16 protein-coding genes and 1 tRNA gene are annotated in these 18,596 nt (G+C 51.3%); 12 read left to right on the plus strand and 5 right to left on the minus strand.

Features of this window, described 5'->3' with window-relative positions; genetic code table 11:
• The first annotated feature begins 7 nt into the window (after positions 1 to 7).
• Both QKW35_RS19480 and QKW35_RS19485 read left to right on the plus strand, forming a co-directional pair.
• A tRNA-Ser gene (locus QKW35_RS19480) sits at positions 8 to 95 on the plus strand.
• A 364-nt stretch (positions 96 to 459) separates the two neighbouring features.
• The gene (locus QKW35_RS19485; RefSeq protein ID WP_282355829.1) at positions 460 to 807 is read left to right on the plus strand and encodes a DUF3127 domain-containing protein; all 348 of its coding nucleotides are present in this window, start codon (positions 460 to 462) and stop codon (positions 805 to 807) included.
• A 90-nt stretch (positions 808 to 897) separates the two neighbouring features.
• Here the strand turns inward: QKW35_RS19485 and QKW35_RS19490 are convergent, their stop codons facing one another.
• Complete coding sequence (locus tag QKW35_RS19490; protein ID WP_282355830.1) at positions 898 to 1,344, minus strand: MarR family winged helix-turn-helix transcriptional regulator; 447 nt, start codon at positions 1,342 to 1,344, stop codon at positions 898 to 900.
• 213 nt (positions 1,345 to 1,557) lie between these two features.
• Here QKW35_RS19490 and QKW35_RS19495 point away from each other — a divergent pair, with 213 nt between their 5' ends.
• The 8 genes from QKW35_RS19495 (at position 1,558) to QKW35_RS19530 (ending at position 11,952) form a co-directional block, all read left to right on the plus strand.
• On the plus strand, positions 1,558 to 1,785 hold the full coding sequence (locus tag QKW35_RS19495) for a hypothetical protein (protein WP_282355831.1): 228 nt from the start codon (positions 1,558 to 1,560) through the stop codon (positions 1,783 to 1,785).
• 153 nt (positions 1,786 to 1,938) lie between these two features.
• The gene (locus QKW35_RS19500; protein WP_282355833.1) at positions 1,939 to 4,800 is read left to right on the plus strand and encodes an AMP-binding protein; all 2,862 of its coding nucleotides are present in this window, start codon (positions 1,939 to 1,941) and stop codon (positions 4,798 to 4,800) included.
• A gap of 830 nt (positions 4,801 to 5,630) precedes the next feature.
• The gene (locus QKW35_RS19505) at positions 5,631 to 6,842 is read left to right on the plus strand and encodes a M24 family metallopeptidase (RefSeq protein ID WP_282355835.1); all 1,212 of its coding nucleotides are present in this window, start codon (positions 5,631 to 5,633) and stop codon (positions 6,840 to 6,842) included.
• A 296-nt stretch (positions 6,843 to 7,138) separates the two neighbouring features.
• Positions 7,139 to 8,095, plus strand: coding sequence for a TRAP transporter substrate-binding protein DctP (gene dctP, locus QKW35_RS19510; protein WP_282355836.1), 957 nt, complete (start codon positions 7,139 to 7,141; stop codon positions 8,093 to 8,095).
• A gap of 81 nt (positions 8,096 to 8,176) precedes the next feature.
• Entirely contained in the window at positions 8,177 to 8,761 is a 585-nt protein-coding gene (locus QKW35_RS19515; RefSeq protein WP_282355838.1) for a TRAP transporter small permease, read from the plus strand.
• Between the two features lie 12 nt (positions 8,762 to 8,773).
• On the plus strand, positions 8,774 to 10,072 hold the full coding sequence (locus QKW35_RS19520) for a TRAP transporter large permease (protein WP_282355840.1): 1,299 nt from the start codon (positions 8,774 to 8,776) through the stop codon (positions 10,070 to 10,072).
• A 78-nt stretch (positions 10,073 to 10,150) separates the two neighbouring features.
• Complete coding sequence (locus QKW35_RS19525) at positions 10,151 to 10,684, plus strand: ACT domain-containing protein (protein WP_282355842.1); 534 nt, start codon at positions 10,151 to 10,153, stop codon at positions 10,682 to 10,684.
• 8 nt (positions 10,685 to 10,692) lie between these two features.
• Positions 10,693 to 11,952: an MFS transporter gene (locus QKW35_RS19530; protein WP_282355843.1), complete on the plus strand. Its 1,260-nt coding sequence runs from the start codon at positions 10,693 to 10,695 to the stop codon at positions 11,950 to 11,952.
• Here the strand turns inward: QKW35_RS19530 and QKW35_RS19535 are convergent.
• Positions 11,892 to 12,854, minus strand: a complete 963-nt coding sequence (locus QKW35_RS19535) for a LysR substrate-binding domain-containing protein (protein WP_282355844.1) — start codon at positions 12,852 to 12,854, stop codon at positions 11,892 to 11,894. The two genes, QKW35_RS19530 and QKW35_RS19535, sit on opposite strands and share 61 nt — an antisense overlap.
• 174 nt (positions 12,855 to 13,028) lie before the next feature.
• On the opposite strand from QKW35_RS19535, the gene QKW35_RS19540 reads away from it, so the two are divergent.
• Positions 13,029 to 14,144: a GlxA family transcriptional regulator gene (locus tag QKW35_RS19540; protein WP_282355845.1), complete on the plus strand. Its 1,116-nt coding sequence runs from the start codon at positions 13,029 to 13,031 to the stop codon at positions 14,142 to 14,144.
• A 9-nt stretch (positions 14,145 to 14,153) separates the two neighbouring features.
• Here QKW35_RS19540 and QKW35_RS19545 read toward each other — a convergent pair whose 3' ends face one another.
• From QKW35_RS19545 to QKW35_RS19555, 3 genes are all read right to left on the minus strand, one after another.
• Positions 14,154 to 14,495, minus strand: coding sequence for a histidine triad nucleotide-binding protein (locus QKW35_RS19545; RefSeq protein ID WP_282355847.1), 342 nt, complete (start codon positions 14,493 to 14,495; stop codon positions 14,154 to 14,156).
• Between the two features lie 81 nt (positions 14,496 to 14,576).
• Complete coding sequence (locus tag QKW35_RS19550) at positions 14,577 to 17,072, minus strand: efflux RND transporter permease subunit (protein ID WP_282355848.1); 2,496 nt, start codon at positions 17,070 to 17,072, stop codon at positions 14,577 to 14,579.
• A 15-nt stretch (positions 17,073 to 17,087) separates the two neighbouring features.
• Positions 17,088 to 17,702 carry an MlaC/ttg2D family ABC transporter substrate-binding protein gene (locus QKW35_RS19555; RefSeq protein ID WP_282355849.1) on the minus strand — a complete coding sequence of 205 codons (615 nt, stop codon included), beginning with the start codon at positions 17,700 to 17,702 and terminating at the stop codon, positions 17,088 to 17,090.
• 133 nt (positions 17,703 to 17,835) lie between these two features.
• Here QKW35_RS19555 and QKW35_RS19560 point away from each other — a divergent pair, with 133 nt between their 5' ends.
• Positions 17,836 to 18,501, plus strand: a complete 666-nt coding sequence (locus QKW35_RS19560) for an SOS response-associated peptidase (protein ID WP_282355850.1) — start codon at positions 17,836 to 17,838, stop codon at positions 18,499 to 18,501.
• Positions 18,502 to 18,596: the final 95 nt, after the last annotated feature.

Raw genomic sequence — 18,596 nt, forward strand, 5'->3', positions numbered from 1 at the left:
ACATTGCGGTGAGGTGTCCGAGTGGCCGAAGGAGCACGCCTGGAAAGTGTGTATACGGAAACGTATCGAGGGTTCGAATCCCTCCCTCACCGCCAGCCTATTTTGATACGAAAAAGCCTTGGTTTGTGACCGAGGCTTTTTTGTTTCTGATGTCCCGTCCTGAATAACGTTGACACTTTTCGAGGAACAAATCGGAGAGTGTTATGAAATCAAGCACTAAGCGTACTCAGCGTGTGTCCTGTCCTGATATAGGTTGACACTATTTCAGGACAAGACATGCAGCACTTCCGACCAAGTCTTTAGCGCAACCAATGTTTCTTCCTTATTCGCTCTGGCGGCTGACGCTTGCTTCTTATGGCGGAAGTGGGCCGGTTTTGCATAATTCAGCGGCAATTTTCGCTTCGTTTTGATTTAATAGGCCGAAGTAAGAGTATTTGTTTGGTATAGGGGATATTGGGAATGGCTTACGAGCTGACCGGTAAAGTTAAGTTAATTCAGGATCCACAGACCTTTAACAGTGGCTTCACCAAGCGTGAGATGGTGGTTACTGTTGAAGATGGTAAGTATCCGCAGGACATCAATCTGGAATTTGTTCAGGATAAAGTGGCGCTGTTGGATAGCCTGCAGATAGGCCAGGAAGTAACAGTCGCCTTTGATATTCGTGGTCGTGAATACAATGGCCGCTATTTCAACAACCTACAGGGTTGGAAGATTCAGACCGGAGCACCAGCCAGTGATGGGTTTGATCAGACTCCAGCATACGACCAGAGTGCGCCGGTAAACTTTGATGATGACGTGCCGTTCTGATTCGAACGCCACTATCACACGATTAACAGTGTGTATTCAAAAAAGCCTTGGTTGATGCCAAGGCTTTTTTGTTTCTGCTGTTATTACGCTTCACTGATCACACAGATGGACGCGCAGCTTGTCGCACAGGGATTTTAGCTGTTCCAGCTCCTCCTCGGTCAGGGGGGCTTTACACGCCATCGCCTTTTTCACTTCCAACGCACGCTCTTTGAGTGCCAGACCTTCATCGGTCAGTTGCAGCAGGCAGGAACGTTCGTCCTGTTTGCAACGTACACGTTGCAACAATCCTTTGGCTTCCAGGCGCTTCAGCAGCGGGGTGGTGGTGCCCGAGTCCATGTGCAGCCGTTCGCCCATCCGTTTCACACTGAGGCCGTCTTCCGACCAGAGCACCATCATTGCCAAGTACTGGGGATAGGTCAGATCCAATTCCAACAGAGCGGTACGGTAGGAGCGCACCATTGCGTTGGCAGCACTGTAAAGGGAAAAACAGCTCTGCTTTTCCAGGCAGAGTGCGTCGTCGTTATTCATTTGGCTCATAAGCATATCCTGAATTGTTATTTTAAATAGCGGTCAAATATATTGCGCACAATTTAGTTGCTGGCTATTATGGTTTGCAGATTGATTGTGCGCAAGATAATAGCGAGCCACATGTAAAATTCTATCAGGATGACGGTTAATCTCAACCGCAACAGAGGCTGGGTTAACCATCACGACTTAAATGAACAGAACAGCTTTTTTGAGGATACAGACATGAAAAACATCGCAACTGCAATCGCCCTGACTTCCGCTATCTTCGCCGGTACTGCATCTGCAGCGGTAGAATCCAGCCAGATCAGCCACTTCGGCACCGGTGTTGAATTTGCCAGCACGTCCCATTTCGATGGTCTGGAGCAGGTGGTGGTAGACAACAGCAACCTGAAAGCAGGTAACGCTTTAGAGCCCGTCTACGGTGCGGATCTGTACTTCGGTTCTAACTAAGTACTCTTTGTTCTTTTTAGAGAGAAGTAACGATGAAGCGATCCTTTCCGGGGTCGCTTTTTTGGTTTCTTGAGCACGGTCCCGCTGTAGTTCCCCGTAATCTGGGTTGTCTTCCTATACTGCTACTGAGCCTCGACCTCAGGTAAGACCGCTTTGAAGGATAATTCAGAACGCGCCGAACAGGCTGCCACCCAACTCTTACACACCGTAAAGCAGGTTGCGCGTGAGCTGCATCCTCAACATCACTTTTCAGCAGAATTGAGTCTGGATAGCTCATTGGCTACGGACTTCGCATTTGACAGTCTGGGCAGGGTCGAGTTGTTGTTGCGCCTTGAGCGCATATTTGATGTAGCGTTGCCGGATGCCTTGCTGAGTAGCGCCGACACCCCACGTGATCTGTTGCGTGCTGTCCTGGGAGGGCGTTCCAGGTTGGCGGCTTTCGAACTGCCTGAGATAGAGCATATTGAAGCAGTGTTACCGAGTACGTCCGCTGTTCCGGAGCAGGCCTGTACGTTAACCGCAGTGTTGGAGTGGTATCTGCAAACCGATCCGGATCGCACGCATATCCGCCTGTACGCCCCCGACAGTGACGGTGTTGCGTTGAGTTATCGCCAGTTGAAAGCAGGCGCGATACAGGTAGCGTTGGGATTGCAGCAACTGGATCTGCAACCACAGGAGCCTGTGGTGCTAATGCTCGATACGTGCGAAAACTATTTTTACTGCTTCTTTGGCATTCTGTACGCGGGGGGAGTCCCTTGCCCTCTCTACCCCCCCGGCCGGATCAGCCAGATTGAAGAGCACCTCAACCGACACGTGAGCATCGTTCAGAATGCCCAGGCCGGTATCATGGTAACGCAGAGGGAGGCTTTACCCTTTGCCGGGTTGCTCAAAAGCCGGGTACGTTCGTTGCGTCATGTGGTAACCGCGCAGCAGCTTAGAGGGGCCAATGAGCATCCTCTGCTACCCAAACTTCATGCTGACGATATTGCCTTTCTGCAATATACCTCCGGAAGCACCGGAACGCCGAAGGGGGTGGTGCTGACCCATGCCAATTTGCTAGCAAACGTACGTGCGATGGGGCAGGTGGTGCATGCCAACGCCAGCGATGTGTTTGTCAGTTGGCTGCCGCTGTATCACGACATGGGCTTGATCGGTGCCTGGTTCGGGAGTTTGTATCACGGTGCGCAGCTGGTGATTATGTCGCCGCTCACTTTTATCAGTCGCCCCCAGCGCTGGCTGGAAGCGATTCACCGCTATCGGGGGACACTGTCGGCATCACCTAACTTCGGTTACGAGCACTGTGTCCGACTGATTGAGGACGAGACGCTAACTCAACTTGACCTGTCCAGCTGGCGTTGTGCCTTCAACGGTGCCGAACCGGTAAGCCCCCAAACCTTGTCAGCCTTTTGTGACCGCTTTGCTGTTTGTGGCTTTGACCCCCGAGCGATGATGCCGGTGTATGGATTGGCTGAAAACAGTGTGGGGCTCGCCTTTCCGACCCTTCAGCGAGGCGTCCTGCTAGACCGAATCGAGCGCGAGCGGTTTACCCGGACCGGTTGGGCAATACCCAGCACGGCCGACGACAAAGGTGTGCTGGATGTAGTGGCCTGTGGCCGGGCTATACCCCAACACGAATTGCGTGTGGTGGATGCCAGTGATCGCGAACTGCCTGATCGCCAGGAGGGGCGGATTCAGTTTCGGGGACCGTCCTCAACCAGTGGTTATTATCGAAACCCTAAACAGACAGCCTCACTGTTTCACGGCGACTGGCTGGAGAGTGGAGACCTGGGTTACGTCTGCGACGGGGAGCTCTATGTGACCGGCAGGCAGAAAGATCTGATTATCATAGCAGGACGCAATATTCATCCCGCCGAGCTGGAAACCGCCGTGGGGAACGTCGAGGGCATTCGCAAGGGGAGTGTGGTGGTATTTGGCAGTCGTTATACATCGCAAAATGTTGAGCGTGTTACCGAGCGATTAGTTGTGCTGGCGGAAACACGCGAACGGGAGGAGGAACGCCGCGTAGAATTGACCACAATGATCAACCAGCTTGCGGTGGATCTGTTGGGACAACCCGCAGATGATGTGGTACTTCTGGCCCCCAATCAGGTATTAAAAACCTCCAGCGGTAAAGTGCGTAGATCCGCCTGTAAAACCCTCTATGAACAGGGCGAGCTCAGTAAGCAGTCACCTCAATGGCAGCAGTGGCTGCGCATTGGTGTGGGAGAGTTGGCAGGGCGTATGAGGCGTTTCGGTTATCGAACTCTGGAGTATGCGTTTGCTGGGTATGGATGGCTGATCTATGGGGGCTTGCTTTGTCTGGCGTTGCCGGTATTCCTTCTGATACCGGGTAAGAAAGCGCGCTGGAGGGTTGTAAGCCGTGCCGCTCGGATGTTGAGCCTGTTGACGGGCACTTCCGTTCGTCTGGAAGGATTAGAGCATTTACCGCCGGAGAGAGAAGGCTGTGTGTATGTTTGCAACCACGCCAGCTATCTGGATGGGTATGTGTTGGTCGCCTTTTTGCCCAGATGCGTGCGCTTTGTCGCTAAAGGGGAGTTCAGAGACAATCGGCTGATCTCGTTCTTACTGGATAAGATCGGTGTCGAGTATGTAGACCGTATCGATCCGGATCAGGGGAGCGCAGATACTCTGCGCCTTGCCGCGCAGGGTAAGCATGATGATCCGCTGTTCTTTTTCCCGGAGGGGACCTTCACCCGTATGCCCGGTCTTAGGGCCTTTCATCTCGGCGCATTCACCACCGCCATTCGGCAGGAACTGCCCATCGTACCCATAGCAATCCGTGGGACAAGGTCGATGTTGCGTGCTGATAGCTGGTTCCCAAGGCGTGGGCAGATCGTCATAACGATCGGGGCTGTTATACCCAGTCAGTCTGCTGCTGGCGAAAGCTCATGGCAGCGGGCGCTCGAATTACGGGATCTTACGCGGCGCGAAGTGCTTCGGCTTTCGGGAGAAGCCGATCTGAACACGGAAACCATGACCAACCGGGCAGGCTGAGCCATTTAGGGTAGGCGCAGCAGGGAGTCTTTGAGTAAGTAAGAGAGGGGAGCAAGCCCAATTCCGTATCGGATCACTGAAGACCGTTTTTGATGGGAATACCGATCATGGAGAACACCACCCGGACGGCAAAACAGCCGGTGAGTCCTGTGGTGTTTCATTGTCAGTGCGGATAGCTGCTTGGTTCGAAGGAAGATCCACATTCGATTCCCGGTAAGTGGGCGTACAGCAATGAGGAGCGAATAAAAGACGGTATGCCAGCTAGCTTCTTTGAAGTGTGTAGGCGTTACATAAATTCGCTTTTAATCAAGATAGCTGCGGTCAGTTCTAAGTTCCAGAGCATATGCCAAGTTGTTCTGATAACAAGACGTTATCTATTTTTAAACGGAACGCAATCTACCCCTTTTTGACGTTGGTAAGCTGAAGATGGCCGGTATATTACAGTTACTGACCAAGCGGTAGCTTTCCTTTCCGAGCAATGTGGGGCATGTCCACTTGCTAGCCGGAGACCCTTATGATGAAACAATGCGCTGTTGCGATCACCTCTTTCAGTGCCCTGCGCACAGCACTTTTTTCACGTCAAATTCCCCTCGTTGACCAGTTTCCATACGCTTTTTCTCTCTCTTCTTGCAACAACCTCCCGGTAAGCCTAGGTGTTGTTGTGTCATTTGTGATGTTAATGGAAACATTTTGACTATTGATTTCTGTTATGCGGCGAAGGCGGATAGTCTGAATTCGTAGCAGCTGATTCGCTTGCGATTTTCACCCGCAGACCTGAAAGCGTCATGGGTAAATAGTGATTAATTAAAACAATAAAGAGGATTTCTAAGATGCAGATGCCACACACTTTGTCGATTCCAAACGGCGAAAAAGTGCGTCCAACGTTTTCGAAGGAGGAGATGAATTCCCGCCTGGAGAAGCTTCGTCGCTACATGGCGGAAAATGACCTGCAGGCCGTGGTGTTCACTTCTTACCATAACATCAATTACTACAGTGACTTCGTTTACTGCCGTTTCGGCCGTGACTATGGACTGGTTGTTACCCAGGATTCCTACACTACGGTGACTGCCAATATTGATGGTGGCCAGCCTTATCGCCGCAATCAACTGGGCGATAACGTGGTGTACACCGACTGGCAGAAAGATAACTTCTTCCACGCGTTGAAGCAGCTGATCAAGGACGGAGGCAAAGTGGGAATCGAGTATGACCACATGCCGCTGCAAAATCTGGAAAAGATGAAGGCCATTCTGCCAAATGCCGAATTCACAGATATCGGCGTACCCACCATGAAAATGCGCATGATCAAATCCGATGAAGAGATTGCGTTGATTAAACAGGGGGCTCGGGTTGCTGATGTGGGTGGTGCAGCCATTCGTGATGCAATCGCTGTAGGCGTGCCTGAGTACGAAATTGCCCTGGCGGGTGTGCAGGCAATGGTTCGAGAAATCGCAGGGACTTTCCCGGATGGGGAGTTGATGGATACCTGGGTCTGGTTTCAGTCCGGTATCAACACCGATGGCGCTCACAACCCGGTGACCAGTCGTAAGGTACAGGCTGGCGACATTCTGAGTCTGAACACCTTCCCAATGATTGCAGGTTACTACACGGCATTGGAGCGCACCCTGTTTGCCGAATATGCCTCCGACCGCCATCTGGAACTGTGGGAGATCAACTGTGAAGTGCATCGAAAAGGTCTGGAACTGATTCGACCGGGCGCACGTTGCTGTGATATCGCAGCCGAACTGAATGAGATCTTCCTGAAGCACGATGTACTGCAGTATCGCACCTTCGGCTACGGTCACTCCTTTGGCACCTTGAGCCACTACTACGGCCGTGAAGCGGGACTGGAGTTGCGTGAAGACGTTGAAACCGTTCTGGAACCGGGCATGGTTGTCTCCATGGAACCGATGCTGATGCTGCCGGAAGGTATGCCCGGTGCTGGTGGTTACCGTGAACACGACATTCTGGTTGTGGGCGAAGAGGGTGCAGAAAACATCACCCGATTCCCGTTCGGTCCTGAGTACAACATCATCAAATCCTAATTGCCGATTCTGATGACCAATTTCTGTTGGTCTGAAGAGGGCAGGGCTCGTCCTCTTCGGGCCGGCAGAGCTCTGTGTCGGCTAGCCTTCGCTATGGCCGGTACAAGCAGCAACCTCTTGCTGCATCACCCTTCTTGGGTGATGTGGGAGGTAAGTCTCTCTGCTGCGACGTCAGCAGGTAACGAAAAATCTTTAACCCGATAAATAAGAATAATAGAGGTGGTTCCGTGATTAATGTGAGAAAAAAAATAACTGGTGCACTAGCCGCAGTAGCACTCTCCACAAGTGCTTTGACGTTGGCCCTTCCGAATGACGTTCAGGCCGCAGAAGGCGGGCATATCCTGGCCCATGTGATGCCAACCGACCATATCTTCAACAGCGTTTCCCAGGAGTTCATGTCCAAATTGGATGAACTCTCTGGTGGCACAGTGAAGATCGAGTATCACCCCGGCGGAGACCTGGGGGATTGGGCGACTATTACCGAGCAGGTGATGCAGGGCGCTCTGCCAATGACTATGGCTTGGTCCAACTCCGAGCTGGATCCACGCCTGGATATTGCCAACTTGGGCTACGTGGCTGATGACTGGGAAAGCGCAAGCAAGGTCTATGGTCCGGGTAGCAAGATGGATGCGCTGTTCGGTGAAATCTATGGCGGTCTGAATGTTGAGTTGCTGGGTACTTTGCCTACCGACTTTACCGGATACGTTGTCCGCAAGGGCGTGGATATCCCGGTTAACATTCCGCAGGATGCCAAGGGCTTCAAGATCCGTGTGCCTAACTATCCGATGGCGATTGACCGTTACAGCGCTCTTGGCTTCTCCGTGATGCCAATGGCGTTCTCTGAAGTGCACACCGCACTGCAAACCGGTGCGATTGACGGTCGCGCCTTCTCTCCTCCATACGAAGTACTGCTGTTTGAAGATGTGCTGCGTGCTTACGTTTATACCCGTGAATCCTTTGAACCTACGTTCTGGATTGCCAGCAAAAGTTGGTTGGCAAGCCTGAGTGATCAAGAGCGCGCCTGGGTACGTCAGGCTGCAGACCACGCCACACAATGGGCGTGGAATAATGCAGAAGCGTTTAGTCAGGGCTGGCTAGACAAGATCCGTGCCGCAGGTATCGAAGTACTGGAACAGAGTCCTGAGCAGGCTGCTGCCTACAAGAAAACTGTGATTGAGGTTGAGTGGCCAATCATGGAAAAGCTGCTTGGCAAAAAGGTAATGGATGACCTGAGGGTAACCGCTGGTCTGTAAGACCGAGTGGTTTTCCAAAGGGCCTGTGTACCTAAATGTCGCAGGCCCTCGTTGTCAAAGTACATTCATGAGGAGCTTGATATGACTATCGAGTACACCCATCCGGATGATCTGGTCGGGCCTGCGCATGTGAAGCCGGTCCCTGCAGATGTGAAAACCGGTCAGAGTTTGCTTTACCGGATTGAGGCCCGTCTAGCACAGGTCGTTTCGGTGGGCATGGTTGTGGCGTCGATCGCTCTGGGACTGCTGATGGCGGCCCAGGTGTTGATGCGTTATGGCCTGGAGTCTCCTTTTCTGGGAATCGAGGAGCTGGCGCCGATGCTGGCACTGTGGGCTTACTTTTTGGGCATGATCTACGCTACCCGCGAGCAGGATCATATATCCGGAGGCATTGTTGCCCTGATCTTTAAGAACCGAACTGTCATCCAGTGTATTAGATTGGGTGCGAGTCTTGCCTGCCTGCTGGCGGTGTGCGTGTTCGGCTACTTTGCTCTGAATTTCGCGCAGTTCAATCTGGACCTGGGGCGCAAGAGTATCTATATGCGTTGGCCTAAGTACCTCTGGGATTTCAGTATGGTCACCGGATTTACGCTGATGGGGTTCTACTACTGCCTGCAGATCATCGCCGATGTGCGTGATCTGAAGAATGGCCCGAATAAACAATAAGAGGGTGCGGCCATGACAATATTCTTTATCACCATTGCAATCGTGATTCTCCTGCTTTTACTGGAGGTTCCGGTTGGCTTCTCGTTCGGATTGGGGGCTCTGGCTTATGGTCTGATGACCGGAACCGACATCTCCTTCCATGCCGGGTACGGGTACTCGCAGATTGGTGCGTTCTCTCTGTTGGCACTGCCCCTGTTTGTGCAGGCGGGAACGTTGATGGGCACCGGCGGTATATCAGAGCGTTTGCTGGATTTCGTGAATGCCTTTGTTGGACGTACCAAAGGAGGCCTGGGAGCGGTCACTGTGCTCAGTTGTGCGATGTTCGGTGCAATTTCCGGCAGCGCTTCTGCGGCGATCGCAGCTATCGGTCGCATTATGGTCCCTCGCATGATCAAGGAAGGGTACCCGGAAGGACACGCGACCGCCCTGGTCGCCGTGTCATCGGTACTGGCGCTGATGATACCACCCAGTATCCCGATGATCGTGTTTGCGATTGCTACTCGCCAGTCCGTTGCAAAGGTGTTTCTGGCAACGATGATGCCGGGGATTCTGCTGGCATTGGTCTATTGTGCGCTCAACTTCTTCTTCCTGCGCAATAACACCAGTATCCAGGTGGCACCTAAATTACCCCTGCGGGAAGTTGGACGCGAAATATGGACTGCGGGTAAGCGAGCGACGTTGGCGATCATCATGCCGTTCATTATCCTGGGAGGGATCTATAGCGGTGTGGCAACCCCAACGGAAGCGGGCGCGGTGGCACTGGTGTACACCCTGTTTGTGGGATTTGTGATCTACCGCACCATGACGTTCCGAAACTTGTATGAATCCAGTAAGGACGCCGCCATTCTGACCGGATCAGTGATTATGGTGTTGTTTTTCCTGTTCATCCTCAGTCGCGGAATGATTCTGGCGCAGATTCCAAATCAATTTGCTGATTTGCTGCTCAGTGTCTCGGACAACAAGATCGTACTATTGCTTATCATCAACCTGCTGTTGTTGCTGATGGGGATGATTGTGGATGACGTCTCCGGAGGGGTATTGGCAGCGATTATCCTCATGCCGGTTGTAGAGAAAATCGGTATCGATCCAGTTCACTTCGCTGCCATTGTTGGTACCAACCTCGGTTTGGGGAACATTTCACCTCCATGCGCCCCTTTGCTCTATATGGCAGGTGGGGTTACGAAGCTCTCACTCGACCGCTATATCGGCCCAACAATGAAGTTTCTGCTGCTGGGACACCTGCCGATGGTGTTTGTCGTGACTTTTGTACCAGAGCTGAGCCTCTACCTACCAAGCTTGTTGGATAACTGATCCAAGCAAGGCCAACAAAAAAACACCATAAGAGGGGAGGTCTTCGCTCCCCTCGCAATCTTTATTAGGAGCGTTCCAATGGTGACTTGGGTATTAACTGTAACGGGAGAAGATCAGCCCGAACTGTTTAAGCGATTTTGCGAACTGCTCGCCATGATGGAAGGCATTATCCTGGATAGTCAGCAGGCCGTTTTAGGGGGGCATTGCACGGCAATCTATAAAGTTTGTTTGCCTAAACAACATCTTTCTTTTGCTCATCGGCAGTTTGCAGCGTTTGCCGTGCATGGGCTGGAGATCGTGTTATTAAAGGAGATAGAAGACGATTGCAGGGTGAGGCAACACCTGTCGCTGGACATTAAGGGAGCCTATCGTTTTGGTCTGGAGCATGATATCCGCCGAATGCTTGAAAGCTACGGAGCGCGGGTGTCACACCTCAATCATGATTTTCAGAAACAATCCCTCTGGGATGGTGTGCAGATGCGTTTACATATTAAGGCTGAGTTGAGTCGGCCACTGTCTGAATCCCGGCTTGAGAATGCGCTAGGGGGGCTGACCAGTGGACTCTGCATCAAGTTGGGCATTTCCGAACTGAAAAGCAGCTTGGCTAGTTAACACCTCAAATGATGACGCTGATTCTGCTTTGTGCTGCTTATTCCCTTAGCTTATTTTTTAGGGGAATGTTGGCAGTTGTTGCACCAGAGGTCGCTGCTGAGCTGTCTCTGGATGAAGTTCGGTTGGGTGGGTTGGCATCCTGCTTTTTCATCAGCTTTGCGGTTGCTCAGATTCCTAGTGGTGTATTGCTCGACCGGATTGGTGGAAAGCTAACGGTCAGTCTTTCACTCTGGTTTGCTGTGATGGGCATTGGGCTGTTCAGTGTTGCAAGAAGTTACCCTTTGGCGGTTGGGGGGCTGATGTTGGTCGGGACGGGGTGTGCCCCTGTTTTCACCGGCATCATGCTTTTTATCGGCAAACGCTTTCAACCGCAACGATTTACTTATATCACCGCAATGGTACTAGCTATCGGCAGTGTTGGTGACCTGATGGGAACTATGCCGTTGGCTTTACTCACAGAATGGTTGGGTTGGAGGGGGGCATTACAGCTCATTATGGTAATAACGGCGTTGATTGCACTGTGTTGCTTGTTGGGCCTGGAAAGTGATCGGCCCGAAGTATCGCGTGAATCCTATAAGCAAATGCTCAAGGGGATGGCACAAATTATCAGTGTGAGGGCTTTGTGGCCTATTGTGCCCATGTTTCTCACCAGTTATGCCGTTCTTATTGCCATAAGGGGCGTATGGGGTGGCCCTTATCTTCTTGATATCTTCAACTCCGATACTGCTGAGAGGGGGCGGGTCCTGCTTTTGATGTCAGTGGCAATGGCAGGTGGCACCTTTTTATTGAGTCTGACCGATCGTCGTTTTACCCATACGAAGGTGACGGTAATCAGCAGTAGCTGTCTGACATTGCTTGCATTATTGATGTTGGCGGTCCGCCCTGATCAAGGCCTAGTGTATTCGATGGTGGCCTTTATCTTTTTAGGTCTTTTTGGATTTAATTACCCATTACTGATGTCCCATAGTAGAACGTTTCTGGCTCCGTCATACCATGGAAGAGGGATGGCGGTGATGACCGCATTTAGTTTTCTTGGTGTTGCAATAGTACAGGGCGTAAGTGGTTGGGTGCTCGGTGCTGCGGATGCAGCACAATTGGGGGCAATCAATCAGTACCGTATTTTATTTTTTATGTTGGCAGGTATGTTGGCCCTATCAGTTGCAATCTACTGTTTCAGCTATCGGCAAGGAAGCGGTGATGGGCCAGCCTATCGTACCGATAAAAAGCCGCTTTTACCCTCTAAAGGTATCTGTAATGACGCCGGATAATTCTGGCTTTGCAATAGGCCGTTACGCAGAAAGTCCAGCAACAACGTCGCAGCTGGGGAGAGACTGTGGCTATCGTAGTTAAAACCTATCGTCACTTTGCCCAAGCGTGGTAGCTCCTCGCATTTGTTGCCTGCTCTAAAAGTATCTGGAATGGTACTTGTTCCTAAAGCGCTGATACCCAGCGCCGCTTTTATTGCGGATTGGATCCCTAAAAGGCTGGAGGAGCAGTAAAGTACCCGCCATGGAATATTTGCTTGGTTTAATGCATCTGTGATGTGCTTACGGTAAATACATCCCTGTGGGTACAATACCAGCGGTATCGGTTGTTCTGTATTTAGTACGAAATCGGCATCTGCAATCCAGGACAGTTCTTCAACAATATAGTCACCTTCCTCAAACTCATGGCCTTGGTGCTCATCCATTGACATCACCAGATCATATGCCCCTTTTTTATAACCGTCGCGTAGATTGATGCTGACGTCAGTACTTACGTCCAGCGTAACCTCCGGATAAGCACGGGAAAACTTGGATAACAAGACAGGAAGGAATGAAACTTCGAAATCGTTAGGCGTTCCCAGACGCACCGTTCCGCTGACAGAGGGGGCTGACAGGCGAGATACAATCGCGTCGTTCATCTCCAGGATCTTAAGTGCTGAGTTGTATAATATTTGCCCCTCTTCCGTGAGCTTCAGTCCTCCAATCCGGTTAAATAGCTTTACATCCAACATCTCTTCCAGCCTTTTTACCTGAAGGCTTATTGCTGGCTGTGACCGGCCGAGCAGGTCGCCTGCTTGTGTAAATCCACCCAGATCGTTGATGGTAGTAAAGGTGCGGAGCAAGTCCATGGGAAGGTTTTTCATGGCAAATGATGGATAGTGGTTTTTTTTAAAGCCTGCAAACATTTTTAAACATACCTTTGGTGTATAAATATTGCAAATAAAGGCATTAATACTATTAGTTGGATTAATGTCGGAAGGCTTAATAGCATCTTCTTATCAGTATCCCTGTACACATGTTCGGAGGCTCAGAGATGAGCGTCAGTAAGCAGATGGATTCTGGCCAGGAGAATAATAAAAATGCAGAAGTCTTTTGATCATACCGATTCCAGTAAAATAGTTTTGCGAGATAGCGCCAAACGTAAGTTGGAAAAAGGCACACGTACGTTTAGTAACGTTATGCGTGATGCGAATAGCGCGTTTATCCTAAAGCCACTGGTCACTACGAAGGTGACGAAGGTTGGCTTTGTGTTACCTCAGAACTTCTCCATGATGTCATTTACAGCGGCAGTGGATGTGTTGGTAACAGCCAATCTGGTACACACCGCGCCGCTTTTTCAGTTTTCGACTTTTGGAATAGACTCCAGCTGTGTGATCAGCGATTTGGGTATAGAGATAACATCCGATGGCGAGCTTGAGGCTCTGGGGAAGAAGGAGCTGGCAGCATGTGATGTGCTGATTGTCTGTGGTGGTTTTCGTTGTTCGAGTGAAGAAAGCCGCCAGTTAACATCAGTACTGAAAGCCGCGGTAAAACGTAAAATGATCGTCGGTGGAATCTGGAACGGCGCGTTAGCCTTAGCCTACGCCGGATTATTGAACAACATGCGTTGTGCATTACATCCCGATAATCATGCGCTTATGCGAGAGCGCTTCAGTCAAGTCCGGGTCACTGAGAATACACTGGCGCTGGAGCCAGGAATTATCACCAGTGCCGGCCCCGCCAGTGCTTTGGAGATGATGCTTCAATTAATTGCGCAGTTAAAAGGCAAAGAGGTGATGCGTGCGGTTCGCGAGATTCTTAGCTGTGACAGGCTTGAAGAGCAAGAGAGCTTCAAGTTATCCGGGATATCGGATAATCCCACGTTGCCCGATGATTTGAGGCATATCATCCAAATTATGGAGAGCAACATTGAAGATCCCTTAAGCATTGATGAGCTTGTGACTTGTACGGGTACTTCTCGGCGTCAGTTAGAAAGGTTGTTTCAGAGTTATTTGAAAACGTCACCATACCGATATTATTTAGAGCTACGGATAACACATGCACGGCGTTTACTATTGCAGAGCAACGATAATGTGACCAATGTCGCCATAGCATGTGGATTCGTTTCAACGAGCCATTTCAGTAACTGCTTTAAAGATTTCTTTGGCATCTCACCAGTACATGCGCGGGAACAGTATCGCAGACGATTTGCTTGACACTGTGCCTTACCCTGGTGGCCAATGCATGGCCCGGCCACCCAGCAAATGCAGATGGATGTGAAACACATCCTGACCACCTTGTTCATTGCAGTTCCAGATCAATCGGTAGCCACTTTTCGCCAGCCCCTGCTCATCGGCCAGTTTGGTGGCGGTCAGCACCATATGACTGATCAGGTCAGCATTGTCGCTGTTGAGGTCATTAAGCGTTGCGATGTGGTGTTTGGGAATGATCAGTACGTGGCTTGGCGCTTGTGGACTGATGTCGTGAAAGGCGAGGAGCCGATCGTCTTCATAGGCGATGTTTGCCGGAATCTCTCTGGCGATGATTTTGCAGAATATGCAGTCCATCCTGAGCCTCCCTAGGGCACGGTGTGTTTATATCTAAGCATAGGAGAGTTCGTGGAAGCCGCTATCTGTAGGCGGTATCGCTTATTGTTCAGGGCCAAGTGGCTTAAAGCTGATGATCAGTTGGGGCAGCAGTAATAACGCCCCCATCAATGCAGAGAACATTGCGAGGCCGGTAAGCAGTCCGAAATAGATGGTGGGAGTAAAGTTGGAGAGAGCAAGAATCGCGAAGCCCGCAATAATTATCACCGACGTGTAGAACATCGCCTTACCGATACTGTTGTGGCAGCGATACATGGTAGCGCGGTAGTTTCGGTCTTTGGGGAACTCATTCCGAAAACGGTGAATGTAGTGGATTGTGTCATCTACGCCGATACCGACGGTGATTGCCGCGATGGTAATAGTCATCATATCCAGCGGTATGTTGGCCCAGCCCATGACCCCAAGTACAACACCGGCAGCCAGCAGATTGGGTGCTACGGCGATCAAGGCCAGAAAAACGGAGCGGAACAGCAGGCTGAACATCAGGGTGATGGCGACAAATACCGCTCCCAATGTTGATATCTGTGACCCAAACAGGCTCTGCAGCATATTGTTATATAACACCAGCATGCCGGTCTGGCTGACCTGGTCGGGCTGGTAGCCCATCTCGTTGATCAAAAATGTTTGTACCTGTCTAAGAAGCTCATCACGTTGCAGGCCCTTGCTGGTCTCCATGACTCGCACGGTTATTCGGGTTTCTTTACCGTCGGCAGAGAGGTAGGGATCTATCAGCAGCGGTTGAACATCTGCCGGTAGATTTTTACGCAACAGTGCCAGCTGAAAGTCGTCCAGCTCTTCGCCGGTGATATCCTTAAACACCTGGTACAGTGAGTTGAGCGATAAAACTTTGCCGGTTTCGTCCAGTGATTCAAGATAGGTTTGCACCTTATTTATTTGCTCCAGTCCGGAGCGCGTAAACCAGTAATTGGTGCTTTGCGTACCTGATTCTGCAAAGGGGTTATCTACCGGGTTACCGAACGGATCATCGTCAAACGGATCGTTGTCTGTGCTTTTCGTGGCCAGAGAGGCAGCCTCAGGTGCTCTTAGCAATATATCCAGTGGGATGGTTCCTCCCAGATCCTGATCGATCACCAGCATGCCCTGGTAGATCTCGGTGGTTTCATGAAAGTAGTCGATAAAACGGTTTTCCACTTTCAGGCGCATGATGCCAATAATACTGGCGATCAGCAGAAAGCCACTGACGACCAAGATCGTTATGCCATATCGATCGGTAATCCGGGCGAAGTAGTGGGTAAGGGGTTTGGTTTTGCCTCTTATCTCACTTTTACCTTTGGGAATCATCAACAAGCACGCAGGTAACAGGGTAAAAGCCATTATGAGCGCGACGCCAACGCCGATGCTCATCATCCAGCCAAAATCGATGACCGGGCGGATATCACTGACAACCAATGAGACAAAGGCCATCATGGTGGTAATGGCAGTAAAGAGGCAGGGTTTGGCCATAAAGGCCAATGTGCTAAGGACCAGTTGCCGCTGGCTGAAACCCGGTTGTGCCCGATAGTATTCGCGGTATCGCACCACCAGGTGAATAGTTATCGCCAGGGTGATGATTAGGAGCAGCGCCGTGAAGTTTGAGGAGATTACTGTGAGCTGCCAATCGGCGAACGCGATAAAGCCAAGCATGATGAGGCAGGTAACCACACAGGTGAGCAACGGTAGGATCATCCAGCGCAGGCGCCTGAAGATGAGCGCCATCAACGCGATGATAAATAATATGATGGCGCTCCCGAAGGTGATTAGGTCACTTTCGATAAAGCTAATCATATCCACCGCAATCATGGGGACTCCGCCGAGGAAGATTGTGGCGTGATCGCGGTGTCGGTCGAGCACCTTTCGGATCTGGGTAACCAGCTCGCGTTGTCGTTCATTGGCCTGGATGGAGTAGGAGCGAAATGCGTGCTCGGCTTCGGCCAGCTGTTGCGTCTCCATGGGGATCAGCCTGTGTTGGAGGCGTTTGCTGCGCAGCTGATCTCGTGCCTCCAGAAGCTGAAAGAACCTATCATCCCGCTCCAGATTTATCTGCAGTACGGTGGTGCGCTCATCGGGGCTGGTGAGTAGTTGCTTGTATAAGGGGCTATGGCGAAACTCCTGCCGGGCAAGATCGGTGCTGGTTTCATCCTCATGTAGATAGCGGATATCCCGTGAGAGGTTGCCGAGACTGACCGGAGGGCTGTAAAGCAACGGCACATCCAATATGGTGATAACCGAGTCCACGTCGGGTATTGTTTTCAGCTCATCGCGAAGCTGCGCCAAACGTTTGAGTACGTCAGGAGAAAACAACGACTCATTGGGGGTGTAGGTCACCACCAGGTAGCTTTTGGATTGATAGCGTTTGCCCATTTCCCGATACAGTTCCAGAGCTTTGTCACCTTCGAGTACGAGCGAGTCGGCCGATGCATCCAGGGTCAGCCTTGGAAGCTGGAATAACAGGAATATCAGCAGGGTTGTAAGACCAGACAGGATTAGCCACGGGTGGCGAAGTAGAAAGGCAAAGGCCGTATAGGTGCGCGAATTCATAGGGCGTCCATGCGTTTACTGTGAATCCGACTGTGGGTTGATGGCGCTAATGATTGCATCGATGCTATCACCAGACAGCTCCTGGTGAATGGCGCCATTTAGCGTTTTACTCAGAACCACACCGTCAACCGACAGATCGAATACCTTCCAATCTCCCTCGGTTGGACGTACTGCAAAATCCAGTAAGTGGGCATTTTGTCCCGTTTGGACGGTTATTCTGACGACACTGTAGTTGGGCGTATCGCGACTGTCTCCGACGGAAAAAGGTTGTCCGTTATAGCTCCTGAGGGCTATACGATAGGTGCGCCGCAATGAACTGATAACCGCGGTTTGGGCCTGTAATTGCTTGCCCGCCGCGATGATATCTTCCCAGCGGGGATGGAAAATCCGCTTGCTGAGAAGTGCCGGGTCCACGTAGGGCAGGATATTTTCGTCGATGATCTGGTCAAGATGCTGATCATTGTCGAGCAGGTTTTTCTCTAAACCTGTCTGAAGCGCTTGTTGGAGTTGTACCGCAAGTTGGCTGATATATGCCTTTGCCCCCGTATCCTGAGCTGCTGGAGATCCTGTGCTACATACCAGCAGCAACGCAATGATTAAATGACGGATACTGATCAGGCAGTGTTTCATCGTGACACTCCGTGGCTAGCGGGACCTTTCCGCTTCTCTTCCTCATACTAGATCATCGGTACCGGAGGGCAAATTTGACGACTCTAGGCGTCGCTTTGCTAGGCTGTAGACAGGTTGAGTAACGAGACTGATCATGTGCGGCCGCTACAACATCATTGATGATCCGGCCATCCGCGATCTACTGGCATATCTGGGGATTCGGCAATATCTTCAGACCACCTACAACATCGCACCCACCGAGATGGTACCGGTAATCCGGCAGGGTGAATCTGGAGTTGAGTTATGCCGTATGCGCTGGTGGTTGGTGCCTTCCTGGGCCAAAGAGCCAAGTACCCAATACGCCATGTTTAACGCGCGGGCAGAGGGCCTGGCCGAGAGCCGCGCTTTCCGGCATCCCTTTAAAAGGCAGCGCTGTATCTTGCCCGCCAGTAGCTTTATCGAGTGGCGGAAGGAGGATGGCAAGCAGCCCTACGATATCCGCTTAAGGGAAGGCGCACTTGCCTTGGCTGGTCTTTGGGATTGTTGGGGAGAGGGATCGGAAACAATCTTGAGCTGCACCATGATCACCACGGATGCGGTGCCGGGCTTTCGCCATATTCACTCCCGAATGCCGGTAATGCTGGAGCGGGACATGTTGCAGCAGTGGTTAAATCCGGAGATCGACGGCAGATCGCTGATGCCTTGCCTGATGTCCAACTTGCCCGGCCCGTTGCAGGTTGTGCCTGTGGATACGCGTATTAATAGCAGCCGTGTAAAAGAGAAGCCCGAACCGATCGCCGCCGGTGAAATTATTGAGTGACCTGCAGGTGACCATAAAGGGATTTCCTCTGCCCGTCAGATAATCTTTGTCTGTAGGTCGCACTATTCCCATCACTGTTTGAACCCTGGTTTATA

The organism is Pontibacterium granulatum, from assembly GCF_029961155.1.
GTDB lineage: Bacteria > Pseudomonadota > Gammaproteobacteria > Pseudomonadales > Balneatricaceae > Pontibacterium > Pontibacterium granulatum.